The following is a 15,117-nucleotide window of genomic DNA, read 5'->3' on the forward strand; positions in this document are numbered from 1 at the left end:
AGTTGTATAACAAAAAAAAATAGTTTATAATTAAATCGTTAAAAATACTTAGGAGGGACTATATGAATAATAATGAACTAAAGGATATATCTGATAATTTACTTAATCTATTATTCCAAATACATAATAGATTATTCAATCCAAGCGAAATGGTTAAAGGAGTTTCCATTCCTCCCTCTCATGTGAAAGTAATATTTTATCTTTCACGAAAAAAATCAATGTCAGTATCTGATGTTGCTAAATGCTTAGATATATCTAAGCCAAATATGACTCCAATAATAGATAAATTAATAAGTAATGGTCTCGTAAATAGGTATACAGATCCAAATGATAGAAGAAAAATAAATATAGAATTAACTGAAAAAGCTCATACACTTTTAAAAAATAAAGAGCGTGAAATAAAAAGTAATTTGTTTAATAAAATTTCAACTTTAGATGATAAAGATTTGTATAAATTAGATGCTTCAATAAAGGATATGTATGACATACTAATTAAACTAAAAAAATGAGCAATGTATATTGCTCATTTTTAATTTCTACAAGTTTTCTATTGATGTTACATCATAGCCGGCTTCATCTATTGCTGCTATTAAAGCATTATCTTCTACCTCTGTATTGATCAAGGCATTTTTATCCTCTAAGTTTACTTCTAGAATTTCAACCCCTTTTACTTCTTCTAATGCTTCCTTTACATGTGCAACGCAATGTCCACAACTCATACCTTCAATATTTATCTTCTTTTTCATATTTAATACCTCCATTTTAATAATTTACCTTGTTATAACTTTGTCTAATATTTTCATTATTTCATTTATTTTTTCGTCCCCATCACCACTTATACAAGCATCTTTAACACAATGAGACAAATGATTTTCTAATATTATAAGATTGGCTTTCTTTAATAATGACTGGGCAGCAAAAATTTGATTTGAAATATCAATGCAATATCTATCCTCTTCAATCATCTTTATTATTCCATCAATTTGTCCCTTAGCAGTTTTTAGCGATTGTAATGATTTTTTTCTCTCTTCATTCATAATATACCTCCCCCACCCTCTAGGGGTGTATTATAATTAAATTATAATATTTATAATATATTTGTCAATATATTTAGTTATATAAATAGTATGTACTTTTAAATATGTATTATATTCAACTAAATTAAGTAAAAAAATGTGCTATCGTAAAATACGACAACACATTGATATGCTTTTTAAAAAAATCTAAATCTTCTATCGATCAACTTATAATCAAGATCTGGAATAGTTTTGCCAAGTTCCTCAAATTTCGATTTTAGAAATTTTCTATTATAATCTACTTTTTCTATATTTCCACCATATAAAGCTATTAACTCATTATAATAATAAGCCGCATCATAATCACCTAAAATAGAATAACAAACACATAATTGAATACTTGGAATCCAAGTGTAATAATCTCTATTATCTATTCCAAGGTTATCTTTTTCATGAATACATCCCATTGCAACTTTATACCAGAATATTGCTTGCTTAATTTGTTTCTTACTTAAAAATATTTCTGCAAGTCTACAGCAAATATCAGCCCTAGGCACATCAAACTCAAAAGATTTTAAAATTATTTCTATCTTCTTTTCTGGCCTATTTATATTAGTATAACACTGAATCAAGTTAGCTATAGCAGTTTTTATATCTTCCACCCAACCTAAATTAGTATCTAAAAAAGCCTCATATTTTTTAGTTGCTTCCTCGTAAAAACCATTATAGTATAACTCATTAGCGTAATAAAATATATCTCTTACACTAAATTCTTCTCCTTCTTCTTCCATTTTATTGAAAATGATCAAATTTCTATTTCCACTAGGTTTAACTTTTCCATGATTTACGGAAATATCACTATTTAAACTAATTCCTCCTACTTCTAAATATTCGTGAATTCTTCCTATCCATTTAAAATCCTTAGATCTTTTTACTAATCTATTTCTCTTCAATGAATAAGTTGTATTACCATTTGCATCTCTACTTAGAGAATACTCCATAGTTACAGTATCTACATTTCTATCCAAAGTTTCTTTTAGTATTTTAAATTTTTCTATATTATCTTCATCTAAATAGTCATCTGCATCAAGCCAAAAAATATATTCTTTACTAGCTTTGCTAAATGCATAATTTCTTGCTTTTGCAAAATCATCAATCCATTTAAAATTATATATTTTGCTATTAAAGCTTTTAGCTATATCTACTGTTTTATCGGTAGAACCAGTATCTACAATAATCATTTCATCTACTATATCTTTTACTGAAGATAAGCACCTAGCTAATGTCTTTTCTTCATCTTTTACTATCATACATAAGCTTATAGTAATTCTATTTGTCAAAGTTATCCCCCTTCACTCTATTAATATCTTCTATATACTATGTTTTAATGAATAATTTTGCTGTAATTTCACCAAAATATATTTGAATATAATTTTTTGTCTTTTTATATATAAAATTTTACTTTAACTTATTTCTACTCTTTAAATTTTAAAATTTAATGATATAATTATTTAGACATCAATCGGTGCGGGCGGGCGAGGGATAAAGAAAAGAGGTTTTTACAGAAAGGATGGACAATTTATTTAAACTTAATGAACACAAAACTAATTTTAAAACTGAGCTAGTAGCTGGGTTAACTTCTTTTTTTGCTGCAGTATATATTATTGTAGTTAATGCTAGTATTTTAAGTGATGGAGGTATATCACAGGAACCCCTTATAATTGCAACTGTACTTGCTTCATTTGTAGGGTGCTTATTAGTATCTTTCATAAGTAATACACCACTTGTAATTATGCCAGGTATGGGAATTAATGCTCTATTTACTTATACAATTGTATTAAGTATGGGCTTATCATTTAATCAAGCATTAGCAAGTGTTGTTATGGCTGGTATATTATTTTTAATTGTTGCTATTACACCTTTAGCTAAAATATTAGATACATCTATACCTAATTCATTAAAAGAATCAATAACTATTGGGATAGGATTATTTATTACATTTTTAGGCTTTCAAAAAGGAGGTCTAATTATTTCTGATCCATCTACAATGGTCAAAATCGGATCACTTTCAGATCCAAGGGTAATATTTTTCATTGTTATGTTTTTACTAACAGTAATACTATTTGCTAAAAATATTCCTGGTGGTTTTTTAATAAGTATAGTTGTTGGTACTATAGTAGCAATTTTATTAAACCTTGTTGATACAACAGGATTAAAATTTTCATTGCCTAATTTTAATGAATATAAAGGAATTCTATTTAATATAGATTTAAGTGCATTTTTCACTATTCCTTTTTGGATTTCTACTTTTTCATTAACTTTAGTTTTAGTTTTTGAAAATATAGGTTTATTACATGGACAAATAAACGGACTTTTAAAGGCTCCTGAAAAGCAAAATAAAGCATTAAATGCTATAGCAATATCAACAATAACATGTGGCTTATTTGGAACAAGTCCTTCTGTTTCTACAGTTGAAGGGACAGCAGGAATAGCCGCCGGCGGAAAAACTGGTTTAACATCATTAATTTCAGGATTACTGCTTTTAATATCCTTATTATTCATTCCATTTATAAATTTAATTCCTAATGAAGTAATTGCTCCAATTTTAATTATTATAGGAAGTTTAATGATTAAAGGAATAGTTAATATAGACTTTAATGATATTTCAGAAGCAATTCCATCATTTTTAATTATTGTTTTAATACCACTAACATTTAGTATAGTAGATGGTATTGCATTTGGATTTATCTCATATACAATAATGAAACTTATAACTAAGAAGAAAGAGCAACTTTCAATTGTGATGTATATAATTTCAATTGTATTTATAGTATATTTTATACTTCATAGTATTTAAAAAAATACGGCTAGGAAATTCCTAGCCTTCAATTATATCTTTATTAAAATCCTTCAAAAAATCTTCTAACATTAATGCTGTAATACCCCAAATAACATAATTCTCATATTTATAAAATAATGATCTATATACTCCTTCTTTAAACTTATAATTCTTACCACCATTTATTAAATCATAAGGAAAATCTCCTGATCGGTTAACTATAATCTTACTATTTTCTTCTCTAGGCTCATTGCTTAATAGGTAATCTAACGGAACTAACACTATATGATCAACTTCATCCTTATTAATATTTATATTATCAAAGTTTTTAATATATCCAACAAATGGATGTATTAACAAACTATAATGAGTAACTAATAAATTAAGTGGAGCTATTATTTCAAAATCTTCATTTGATAAGCCTAATTCCTCACATATTTCTCTAATGACAGCTTCCTTTTCATTTTCATTTAAATCTATCTTGCCTCCTGGAAAAGAAATATCTCCTGGTTGACTTCTCATATGCATAGCTCTAACTTCAAAAACTATATTTAGCCTATCTTCTACTTCTACAAGTAATATAGCTACAGAAGCTCTTTTCATTTTTTCCCATCCATTTATATATGGACGATTATTATAAAACTTTTTAATAACATCTTTTATCATCTTTTTACTCCTTTTATTTTTACCTTAATACAGTATTATTTAATACATAATTCTATATAAATAAATTTTTCTGCATTTTTCAACTGAAAACATTTAAATAGTTTGAATATTTATTACATATATTGTATAATATTGTTAATATTATACAGGGGTGTGATTTAATGAAAATAAATAACTGCTACGAAGCAGCATTAAGAATGTTTGAACTTTCTGAAGAATTAAGTATATTATTAGACCAAAATCAAGTAGCAAAGACAAATAGAGAAAAAGAAATTTTATCTAGTAAAATTGATAGAGTTGAAATAGAATTCTTAACATTAAAACATTCACTAGACAAAATTCCATATGAAGAAAAAAATTTGTCTATTTTTAATTTATAAAAAACCTAAAAATCTATTCAATAAAGCCTCCATAGAATGCTCTACGGAGGCCATTTTTTATTCTTTAATTATTTTATCAAGAATTTCTACTCTTTCATCACCTAAATATGGATATAGTTTTAATGATATTTTACCATCTTTATAAACTCTATCTCCATTTGCTTCAACTATTTTCTTGACTTTACTTTCTAAATTTTCATAACTCAGTAAATCCTCTAAATAATTATCTACTAAGTCCTTTAAACAAGTTGCTAATTCCTTTGGATTTCTATATACGGCTCTCATGTTCATCTCCTTAATACTTTTCTATAGTTTCATAAGCTAATTATAAATACTATAAGAGTTTTTTTCTAGTATTATTTTGAAAAAAATTTCATATTTTATGCACATTGATTTAAAAAACTATATTTTCCATAAATAAATCATATCAAACACCTTTTATCTTTATTAATTTCTTCTGTGATCCACATTATTTTATTTCACCAATATCTATATAATCCTATTATGCTATCATATAATCTATAGTTCATAGTATATAAAAACTATTACTAATTATGTTTTATTACTAAGAAGTCTTTCTATTCCTTTTTAGGCTATAATTTAAGTTTGTTTTATCATCTTTAGTAAGGGTCTCTATATTTAAAGTGGCAATTGTCTATGAAAGTTCAACCAATAGCTATATATAGAATTTATCTTACAGATAAAAAAACTATCTAAATAATCCAAACTAAATACTTAAATATTCTCATAATTATACCAATTAATTAAACATATTTATTTCCGAACTTTTTTCTGCTTTTGTTTCATAAACTTTAACTTTTCCATCATTAGAAATCCATGAAATTGCCTCTTCAGTAAATTCACTTTCTGTTTTCATTGGAATTATTAAATATTCTCCCTCTTCTATACCATCAGATATCTTTTCATAATTAATATCTCTTTCTCTTTTTATATAATCACTAGAATTCAATCCTTTAGATGCATTTATTTTATGAATCCTTATGTCCTTAGCTTCTGATTTAGTCGTCATTATATAAATAGAATCTCCCTCTCTATTTACTGCAATTGATAATGATCCTTCTGAACTTAAATCCTCTTGTACTTTATTCATTAAATCTTCTATATTTATATTTTTCTCTTTAAATGAAGCTTTTATAATTACAGTATCATCATTATCTTTAACAGTTCTTTCTTTATCTTGTGCTTTATCCTGCACATTAGATTCAGTTTCATTATAATTTTTTTGGTTGCTACAAGAATAAAATGTTGAAATTACTAAAAATAATAAAATAATAATCTTTTTCATATATTTTCTCCTAAGTTTAATAAATTTGATATAATTAGTATTCCAATTTTTTTATAAAAAACTTATTATTCCTTATCAATTAGTAATTATAAAAATTATATCACCCAAGCAATATATGTATTTGAAGTTATTATTTTAATATAAACCTATGTACTGAAAGCTGAAATTACATTTAATAACTTCAATTAATGCTATCTATAGATATGTGTAATATTTCATATAGAAATATAAAGTTATGATTAAGTATAAAAAGATAGCTTAAAATCAGAATTTATATAATAAAATTTATGCTAAAAAAATGGAGCTATGTTATATTCATTAATATAGCTCCATTTTCCTTTAGCCAATATTTACTTTCTTTATAACTCGGACAGTGTAATTCAACTAATTTCCAAAATTCTTTCGAATGATTCATTTGCTTTATATGGCATAATTCATGAATAATAATATAATCCATAACAAATTGCGGCATAAGAACAAGTCTCCAATTCAATCTTATTTCTTTTCTCGAATTACAACTTCCCCAAAGACTTTTCTGATTTTTAATAATTATCTTACTAGGCTTTATATAAATATCATTAGAAATATCCATAACTCTTTTTCCAACAATATCTATAGCTAATTTTTTATACCACCCTATTAATAATGCATTAATATACTCGCTATTTAAGTCTTTACTATTTATAATTATATTACTATTATCCTTCATTATATTATCTTCATCTGATTTATTTATTATTAGATTATAATATTTTCCTAATAAGATAACTTTATTGTCAGTGGAGTTTTTTTTATTCATCCTATCTAGAGATTTTAATATCCAATTAGCCTTTCTAATAATTAAATCATCAATATAGCTATAATCTATTCCTATTGGTGCACTTACTTTTATATCTCCAGTAGTTTCAATCTTTATAGAAATATTTTTCTTTTTCTTAAAAATCAATATATATTCAATAGTTTGATTATTGAAATTAACTTTTCTATTCATATAAATAACACTAATTTATCTTATAGATTTCTTTGAATTTGGTAAGAAACTAAAGAAGATCACTACTGATAATATTAATAATATAAATCCTAATATATACATCCCAGCATAACCAAATTTCCCTTGAATTAAGCTATAAATAGATGGATATATAAAATTAGAACCTCCAGTACTTAATACAGATAGTACTGCAAAAGAGGTAGCAACTAAATTCTCATCTAATATTTCTCTTAAATATTTAAATAAGAAACTTAAATATAATCCATACATTATTCCATGAAGTTGATCTCCTAAAACTATAAGAAAAACACTTCCACTAGAGAATAGTAGAACTTTAATTGCAGCTATTGATAAAGCAATAGTAAGACACTTTTTGCTATTAGAATTGCTTAAATATTTAGCAATTATCATAAATGCAAAGAATTCAATTACAACCCTAAAACTTATTGATGCACTATATATCTCATTTGCTTTATTTACATCACCAACTATATCTACTAAATAAGAAGAATAAGCAAAATCTAAGCCCATATAGCTACCCATACCTAAAAATACTACTATTATAAGAAATATAATATTCTTATCTTTAAATAAATCTGTTATTCTAGTGTTATTTTGCTTCTCATTTATTTCTATATCGTCCTTAAACTTTAGGAGGATAACTAACATCATTGCACTAACCATAAACAATGCCAAAATATGTAATATCCTATATCCGAATTTATTTATAATAATACCTGCAATAAATACTATACATGCATATCCTATAGATCCCCATTTTCTTATATCTGAAAATTCATAACCATTTCTTATTGATAATTCTTCAATATATATTTCAAATATTCCTGCTACTGATCCAAGTAAAGATCCATATATAGGAGCAAATATTATAGATAAATTCTCATTTATAAACATAAGTCCTACTATAGATATAAAAACGCTAACTAAGTAAATTAATATAAACCTATTTTTATTTTTTACTTTAGAAAATCTATTAGATAATATAGGTTGTGCAACTAAAGTAAATAATGCACCTATTGAGACTACTCGTCCGACTTCTCCTAATGATAAACCAATTTCTTGATTTAAATAAGGAAAGTAAAATGTTGTTAATATACTAAAAACTCCGAATGTTAAGAAGGTCGTCATGCTATAATACTTCTTCATTTGTATTACCTCCATTTATTATTGCTACCTATAAATTTTATCATTTGTAGATAGTAATGTAAATAATAAGCATTTAATAAGCAACAAAATGCTATCTTAGAAATCTAAGATAGCATTTATATTATCTATTATTTATTGCTCCACAATCCATGTAAATTACAGTATTCTCTAACTCTATCTACATTACCACTTACTTTAAATGTAGCCTGTGGTTTTTCACCTGGGTTTAATTCTTTTCTTAAAACCTCACCATCAGTAGTTATAACTTCTACCCATTGAATGAAATGCTCGTCCACCATTGGATGATCAACTTCTCCAACTTTAACTAAAAGCTCTCCATCTTTTTCTACAGCTACTGGTATATGTTTTTCTACAGCAGCATCAACAGTGTTCTCATTTAATAAAGTCATTTGCTTACCACAACATACTAAAGTTCCCATTGCTTCATTTAAAACTTCAACCATTGATCCACATACTTCACATTTATATACTTGTAATTTCTTTACCATAAAATTCACTCCTTATTTAATAAATAATTTATGATATATATTTTACTACACTTTTCCGATACTTACAAATTTTTCTTATAGATTTAAAGCATCTTCTGCTAAGGTTCTTACATAATTATAATCATTTACTTCAAAATACTCATAAAATATGCCAACCCCTAAATATTCCATTAGATTTTTTAATTTATTTGCCAAAATTTCGGTTCCAGGACTTACATCATGCTTTCTGCCATTTAAATATTCTACAAGCATTAAATTTGAAACATACACTATAATACTAGTAGCATTATTAAATTTTGATATTTCATCTACGCCTTGCAAGATAGCATAGATTTGTGCCTCTGAGCAAGTTCCTACCCCTACATTTCTTGAAAATGAAATCTCTTCTCCATGATCACTCAAAATTACTCCACCAATTCCAATATCACTTTGAAAATTTCTTGTATTTTTGCATTTACCATTTACATAAAGTCTATACTTCATATATCCTCCACTTATAAACTTATATACTATAAAAATATTCTAAATTTAAGCTTATTATTCTCTAATTAATTTAAATAATATATGAATTTAAATATTAAATATAATTCTAATATATATATTTAAAACTTAAGTTCAATATAAAAACATATATAATAATAATCTGCTATTGTTTTATCTTACTTTATCTAAATAAATAACTGATTTAATCCTAATAAAATTATCTGTCTAAATAACCTACAACCAATTAATTGCTTTTTTTACTCTTATTTTTTATACTAAAGAATAAATAAAATAATATTACGGAGGCTTTTATGAAAACTTTATTAAATAAAAATGATACAATTGGACTAATATCATGCTCCAACGGCCTAGATATAAATATGAAAGAGAAAATAGATGAATTAATAACTATATTATCATCTATGAAAATCAATGTCATAACATCGAAAACACTATTTAAAGATAGTACTGGAATAACCTATGATGCTAAAATAAGAGCAAAGGAGCTTATTGATTTATATATTAATGAGGATATTAAGATTATATTTGATTTATCTGGTGGTGACTTATGTAATGAAATTCTTGATTATTTAGATTACGATATTATTTCAAAGTATGAGAAACCTTTCTTTGGATACAGTGATTTAACTGTAATTCTAAATGCTTTATTAAAACAATCAAATATTGTTAATTATAATTATCAATTAAGAAATCTTATAAGAGAAGATTCCATAAATCAAATTAACAATTTTAAAAACAGCATTTTAGAAGGAAACTCTGATTTATTTAACTTTAATTATAAATGGATTCAAGGTAGCTCTATGTCTGGAACTGTTATTGGAGGTAATATTAGATGCTTTTTAAAGTTATCTGGGACAAAATTCATGCCAGATTTTAAAAATAAGATACTTTTTCTTGAAGCATTAAGTGGAGATATTAATAAAATAACAACTTTTCTAACTCAATATAAACAAATCGGAGCCTTTGATAATATAAGTGGAATTCTATTGGGTACCTTTACTGAATTAGAAAAAGATTCGTCATCTCCTAAAATTGAAGATATACTTATAAAAATACTTGATAATCCTAATATACCAATAGCTAAAACAGATGAATTAGGCCATGGTTCAAATTCTAAATGCATAGGTATAGGAAAAAGTTTATACTTAGACTAGTCGTTACTTATAATTAGATTTCTTGCAATAATATTCCTTAAAGTATATAATTTTAACAAGGATAAACAATATTGTTTATTATAAGTATTCCAGTGAGGTGAAATGATATGTTAAAAGAAGAATTAAAAAAGAACGAAATAGCTGCTATGAAAGCTAGGGATAAAGCTACTGTTAATGTTTTAAGATTAGTTAATTCAGAAATCAAAGCTTTTGAAGTTAATGAAAGAAAAGATATTTCAGATGAAGACGTTATAAAAATTATAGAAAAACAAATTAAACAACTTAAAGAAGCTCTTCAATATGCTATGCAATTAAATGATAATGATAAGATTGAAGAAGGAAACTTTGCAATCAATTTATTAACTCCATATCTTCCAGCACAATTAAGCGAAGAAGAAGTTGAAGCTATGCTTAAAGAAATAATTACAAACGGTAATTATGGCCCTAAAGACATGGGGAAAATAATGAAAGAAATAATGCCAAAAGTAAATGGTAAGTTTGATAGATCAAAAATTAATCCTATGGTAAAAAATATATTAGGATAAAAAAAAGCCTCTCGCAGTGAGAGGTTTTCTTTACATTTAATTCAGCATATGAACAAACGTATTTGGAAATTCATTTTTTAATGTTTTAACAAGTTTTACTGCATTACATTTGTTGGACTGTCCTATCATTATTCCTTCCAAAACTATAGGTAAGTTTACTCCAGATAATATAGTAAATCTATCATAATCATATATAGAATTAATTAAAGATAATCTAAAAAGACTTTCCAAAAACATATCACAAAATACTATAATATCTTCACAGCATATTAACTCTTCTAAAGCTAATTTAATTTTATTTTCTAATTCACAATTGCTATCTTTATCAACAAAGTCAATTGCCTTAACATTTGAATAAGTTTTATCAATCAGTTTGCAAGCACTATATATGCCTGTTGCAAATTTTCCATGCCCAATTATAATAAAACCTATCAATTAGTAACCACCAATTTTCTTAATACTTATACTAATATTATATGCTTTTTTATATAAGAGTTGTTTAGAACTAACAATTTATTTACCTTCTGCCTTATCTAACTTTTTATTATAAATATAAATATAATAAGATGCAGCAAAAATAATGAAATATCCCATAAAGCTTAGTGTATCTGGTAATACTCCAAATATTAAAAAGCTTATAATGGCTGAAAATAAAATATTTGAATAATCAAAAATAGATATTTCTTTAGCAGGAGCATATTTATATGCAATAGTTATACCAAATTGTCCTATACTTGCAAATACGCCCGCCATTAATAGATAAAAAAGTTGCTTAATACTCATAGGGGTATATACAGCCATCATAAAAGGAAAAATTACTACTAAAGAAAATAATGAAAAATAAAATACTATTGTATAATGCTTTTCTCTTCCTCCAAGTACTCTTAGACAAGTATATGCCCCTGCTGCAAAAATCGCACCTAATATTCCCATAATTGCAGGAATCATATCTAAATTAAAACTAGGCTTTATTATGAATAATGCTCCAACAAAAGCTATGATAATTGCTGTGAATTGTTTGAAATTTATCTTTTCATTTAAGAATAATGCAGAAAAAATAATTACAAAAAATGGACTTAGTTTATTTAACATATTTGCATCTGATAAAACTAGTTTATCAATTGAATAGAAATTCAATACTATTCCTACTGTCCCTAAAGCTGATCTTAATAATAAGACCTTCTGATTTTCTTTTTTTCCAAAAAAACTTTCTTTATTCTTTATAATAAAAAATAACGCTATTATGCAAGACACTAAATTTCTAAAAAATGTTTTTTGAAATGAAGGTAAATCACCTGCTAACTTTACAAAAGCAGACATTACTGCAAAACCAAAGGCTGAAAATACTAAAAATAAAATACCTTTGGTTCTATTACTTAAATTATTCATATAATCACTCCTTACTTATATAATACCATATTACTATTATATTATAAAAAATTAACACCTTAGAGCATTGTCCTCTAAGGTGTTTTATTACTACTCTTCTATTTCACTAATAAATTCTTCTTCTGTTTCAGTTTCAATGTATTTTCCGTTAGCATATCCAATTATAAGGCCATCTCTTCCACCACATTCACCTATGCATCCTACTTCTACATTATCTTTTCCAAACTTTTCTTCTAACTTTTCTATATCTATTCCTGAGCATACCGGACAAACTGATATCATTTTTCTAATCTCCTTTTATATTTATTTATTAATTATTTTTATTATATTAATAATAATTCTTATTTACAAACTTTAATTATTCAAATTAATTTTATTTATCTAATGAAATCTTTAACTTTCTTAATATTAATCGAATTTTTATAGTTTTCAATTTTATAAAATTAAATTTTCATCAATAGTATTTAGCAAAATCCTTTTCATGTTTTTTATAAATACAGCATCTCCCATTTTATTACTATATATATCTAATTTATAATCGCATATTGATTTTTTTCTTTGAAAAGGATTTTCTCTAATTTCTACAGATTGTAAATATTCCTGTTTAACTAGTGTTGTAATTTTTTCGATACTTCCACTACTAGCTACTAATAATTCTTTACTAATACCTAAAGATGTATTTTTATAGTTTAGTAATCCTAAAAATATATTAAATAAAAATAAGATAAAAAATAATATTAATTTTATTATCAAATAAGATTTTGGAACTACAAAAAATAAAGGAATTATAACAAAAATAATTAATATAATTGATCTTTTTATTATAAACCTACTTATAACATCTTTAGTAGGCTTGTTAATTTCTCCATTAAATTTAAAAGTAGGTAGTATTAACTTTAATGTTGAATTTATAAATTCCTTATTAGCCACAGGATAAAGTATAGCCTGTTCGTTTTGCTCATCTCCATACCCCACTGTTACAACTTCTATTTGAAATATTTTAAATAATTGTTGTAATAAATTCTGCTTATATCTTATCGCATATATCTTATTTCTTGGAATTGAGTATTCCTTTACTGTTAATAATCCATATTTAATTTTAATATCATTCTTATCATCAGTTAAAGTAAAATTGTAAAGTCTAATCATTTCAAATATCATAAATATAATACTTATAAATATATATATAAACATAAATAATAATATTAATATTCCAATAGACTTAACTAATCCAGTAGAAAAGAACCTTTCTACTTCAACATTTTCTACAATATTATTAGTTATAGAAAATTTAAATGTTTCTTCTAGATTTTTTAGAAAATCACCAATAAAAAATATCCCACCCACTGCCCATAATATCTTTGACTTACTTATTGAGTATAAAAATATTTCTTTAAATGATATAGTTTTACTAAATACTTTATTTTTAGAATATTGAATTTCCTTTAAGTCCTCATATACTCTTTTACTATTTATTCCATTTATAAAATTTCTAATTTTATAAGCTTCTTCATTATATATTTTAATTTTTATTTCTTGTCCAACTTCTTTTACAGCACCAGTATCAACTTTTAAAGTGCATACATTAAATATTCTATCAATAATATTTTTATTTATATCAATGGTGTTTATTTTATCAAAAGGTATCTCTAGTTTTCTTCTATTTATTATTCCACTTATATATATTAATTCATTATTATTTATATAGAACTTTATAGTTACCCATTTTAATATAGAACTTATAACACCTAATAGTATCAATATAATAATTACATATATTCCTCCTTCATCCAAGTTAGCAAAAGATAATACTAAAAATATAAATAGTCCTTTTATTGATTTTATAATTTCTTCCCAAATAAAACTTATATGATTTTTTCTATATTCATTTGACTTCATCATAATTTTCTAATTCCTTATCTGATAAAATATTTTCATTAGAATTATATATTCTTTGAGTAATTTTATTTTTTATAACTTCATTCAAATATTCACTTATTTCTTCTGCTCTCTTACTATCAATATTGGGTATTTTATGTTGTCCACCAGCAGTAAAAATACTTATATCATATAAATTAAAAAATTTATTTATGGGACCTTGATTTACTTGAATATGTTGAATTCTTATTATAGGAATTATAACTTTTCTAATAAAATATATGCCTTCTGTAAATTCAATCTTATCATTTGTTATTTTATATCTCCATTGCTTATATTCAATTGTTGGAGATATAAAAGAATTAATTAAAAGTATACTTATTAGAATAATACTAGCCATTGTAAAAATAAAGCTTATTGCATTAAAATCATCCATAACTTTTGAAAGAAATATTCTGCCTCCAATTAAAATTACACTAATAATGAATGTAGATATTAACCTTGCTATAATCCATGACTTTATAGCATTCTTATTAAGCCTTTGATATTCCTGCATTATTACTTCCCCCCATTTATATAATAAAATTTCTCTAATTATTATATCATCTATATAAATTACTTTTAAATAAAATATGTAAATTATAATTATTTTGTAAATATTGTTATAATATATACAAAATATAATAAAAAACAGACCTTTATTTAAACTTTCCCACTATAGTAAGATTTTTTATTCCTTCAACTCCCTACTATAAAGTGATCATTTAAATAAG

The 15,117-nt window shown here is 24.7% G+C and carries 20 protein-coding genes; 5 read left to right on the forward strand and 15 right to left on the reverse strand.

All coding sequences use genetic code 11. The features are described from left to right. Nucleotides 1–62 precede the first annotated feature (62 nt). On the forward strand, nt 63–509 hold the full coding sequence (locus J7M87_RS15655; protein ID WP_291652363.1) for a MarR family transcriptional regulator: 447 nt from the start codon (nt 63–65) through the stop codon (nt 507–509). A 27-nt stretch (nt 510–536) separates the two neighbouring features. On the opposite strand, the gene J7M87_RS15660 is transcribed toward J7M87_RS15655, so the two are convergent. From J7M87_RS15660 to J7M87_RS15670, 3 genes are all read right to left on the reverse strand, one after another. Beyond that, nucleotides 537–746 carry a heavy-metal-associated domain-containing protein gene (locus J7M87_RS15660; protein WP_291652365.1) on the reverse strand — a complete coding sequence of 70 codons (210 nt, stop codon included), beginning with the start codon at nt 744–746 and terminating at the stop codon, nt 537–539. Nucleotides 747–770: 24 nt separating this feature from the next. Further along, entirely contained in the window at nt 771–1,037 is a 267-nt protein-coding gene (locus tag J7M87_RS15665) for a metal-sensing transcriptional repressor (protein ID WP_008678603.1), read from the reverse strand. A gap of 176 nt (nt 1,038–1,213) precedes the next feature. Next, nucleotides 1,214–2,356: a glycosyltransferase family 2 protein gene (locus tag J7M87_RS15670; protein WP_291652368.1), complete on the reverse strand. Its 1,143-nt coding sequence runs from the start codon at nt 2,354–2,356 to the stop codon at nt 1,214–1,216. Nucleotides 2,357–2,586: 230 nt separating this feature from the next. On the opposite strand from J7M87_RS15670, the gene J7M87_RS15675 reads away from it, so the two are divergent. Then, complete coding sequence (locus J7M87_RS15675; protein ID WP_291652370.1) at nt 2,587–3,873, forward strand: NCS2 family permease; 1,287 nt, start codon at nt 2,587–2,589, stop codon at nt 3,871–3,873. A 21-nt stretch (nt 3,874–3,894) separates the two neighbouring features. Here J7M87_RS15675 and J7M87_RS15680 read toward each other — a convergent pair whose 3' ends face one another. Then, entirely contained in the window at nt 3,895–4,521 is a 627-nt protein-coding gene (locus tag J7M87_RS15680) for a CoA pyrophosphatase (RefSeq protein WP_291652372.1), read from the reverse strand. 161 nt (nt 4,522–4,682) lie between these two features. On the opposite strand from J7M87_RS15680, the gene J7M87_RS15685 reads away from it, so the two are divergent. Further along, nucleotides 4,683–4,901, forward strand: a complete 219-nt coding sequence (locus J7M87_RS15685) for a hypothetical protein (protein WP_291652374.1) — start codon at nt 4,683–4,685, stop codon at nt 4,899–4,901. 57 nt (nt 4,902–4,958) lie between these two features. On the opposite strand, the gene J7M87_RS15690 is transcribed toward J7M87_RS15685, so the two are convergent. From J7M87_RS15690 to J7M87_RS15715, 6 genes are all read right to left on the reverse strand, one after another. After that, a complete protein-coding gene (locus J7M87_RS15690; protein WP_291652376.1) occupies nt 4,959–5,186 on the reverse strand; it encodes a TIGR04540 family protein in 228 nt (75 codons plus the stop codon). A gap of 475 nt (nt 5,187–5,661) precedes the next feature. Then, entirely contained in the window at nt 5,662–6,207 is a 546-nt protein-coding gene (locus J7M87_RS15695; protein WP_291652378.1) for a hypothetical protein, read from the reverse strand. Between the two features lie 304 nt (nt 6,208–6,511). Further along, nucleotides 6,512–7,198 (reverse strand): SprT family zinc-dependent metalloprotease, encoded by a 687-nt coding sequence (locus tag J7M87_RS15700; protein WP_291652380.1) that lies wholly within the window; start codon nt 7,196–7,198, stop codon nt 6,512–6,514. A 15-nt stretch (nt 7,199–7,213) separates the two neighbouring features. After that, a complete protein-coding gene (locus tag J7M87_RS15705; protein ID WP_291652382.1) occupies nt 7,214–8,365 on the reverse strand; it encodes an MFS transporter in 1,152 nt (383 codons plus the stop codon). Nucleotides 8,366–8,493: 128 nt separating this feature from the next. Further along, complete coding sequence (locus J7M87_RS15710; RefSeq protein ID WP_291652385.1) at nt 8,494–8,874, reverse strand: desulfoferrodoxin; 381 nt, start codon at nt 8,872–8,874, stop codon at nt 8,494–8,496. A gap of 75 nt (nt 8,875–8,949) precedes the next feature. Further along, on the reverse strand, nt 8,950–9,357 hold the full coding sequence (locus J7M87_RS15715; RefSeq protein ID WP_291652386.1) for a reverse transcriptase-like protein: 408 nt from the start codon (nt 9,355–9,357) through the stop codon (nt 8,950–8,952). 311 nt (nt 9,358–9,668) lie between these two features. On the opposite strand from J7M87_RS15715, the gene J7M87_RS15720 reads away from it, so the two are divergent. Both J7M87_RS15720 and J7M87_RS15725 read left to right on the forward strand, forming a co-directional pair. Then, complete coding sequence (locus tag J7M87_RS15720) at nt 9,669–10,532, forward strand: S66 peptidase family protein (RefSeq protein ID WP_291652388.1); 864 nt, start codon at nt 9,669–9,671, stop codon at nt 10,530–10,532. 107 nt (nt 10,533–10,639) lie between these two features. After that, nucleotides 10,640–11,077, forward strand: coding sequence for a GatB/YqeY domain-containing protein (locus J7M87_RS15725; protein ID WP_291652390.1), 438 nt, complete (start codon nt 10,640–10,642; stop codon nt 11,075–11,077). Nucleotides 11,078–11,113: 36 nt separating this feature from the next. On the opposite strand, the gene J7M87_RS15730 is transcribed toward J7M87_RS15725, so the two are convergent. The 5 genes from J7M87_RS15730 to J7M87_RS15750 form a co-directional block, all read right to left on the reverse strand. After that, nucleotides 11,114–11,512, reverse strand: coding sequence for a hypothetical protein (locus tag J7M87_RS15730; protein ID WP_291652392.1), 399 nt, complete (start codon nt 11,510–11,512; stop codon nt 11,114–11,116). 78 nt (nt 11,513–11,590) lie between these two features. After that, entirely contained in the window at nt 11,591–12,466 is an 876-nt protein-coding gene (locus tag J7M87_RS15735; protein WP_291652394.1) for a DMT family transporter, read from the reverse strand. A gap of 90 nt (nt 12,467–12,556) precedes the next feature. Beyond that, complete coding sequence (locus J7M87_RS15740) at nt 12,557–12,748, reverse strand: DUF1450 domain-containing protein (RefSeq protein ID WP_271839236.1); 192 nt, start codon at nt 12,746–12,748, stop codon at nt 12,557–12,559. A gap of 153 nt (nt 12,749–12,901) precedes the next feature. After that, nucleotides 12,902–14,368 (reverse strand): PH domain-containing protein, encoded by a 1,467-nt coding sequence (locus J7M87_RS15745; protein WP_291652396.1) that lies wholly within the window; start codon nt 14,366–14,368, stop codon nt 12,902–12,904. Further along, nucleotides 14,352–14,900 carry a PH domain-containing protein gene (locus J7M87_RS15750; protein WP_291652397.1) on the reverse strand — a complete coding sequence of 183 codons (549 nt, stop codon included), beginning with the start codon at nt 14,898–14,900 and terminating at the stop codon, nt 14,352–14,354. Before J7M87_RS15750 ends, J7M87_RS15745 begins: the two co-directional genes overlap by 17 nt. Nucleotides 14,901–15,117: the final 217 nt, after the last annotated feature.

It is taken from the genome of Clostridium sp., assembly GCF_017888565.1.
Lineage (GTDB): Bacteria > Bacillota > Clostridia > Clostridiales > Clostridiaceae > Clostridium.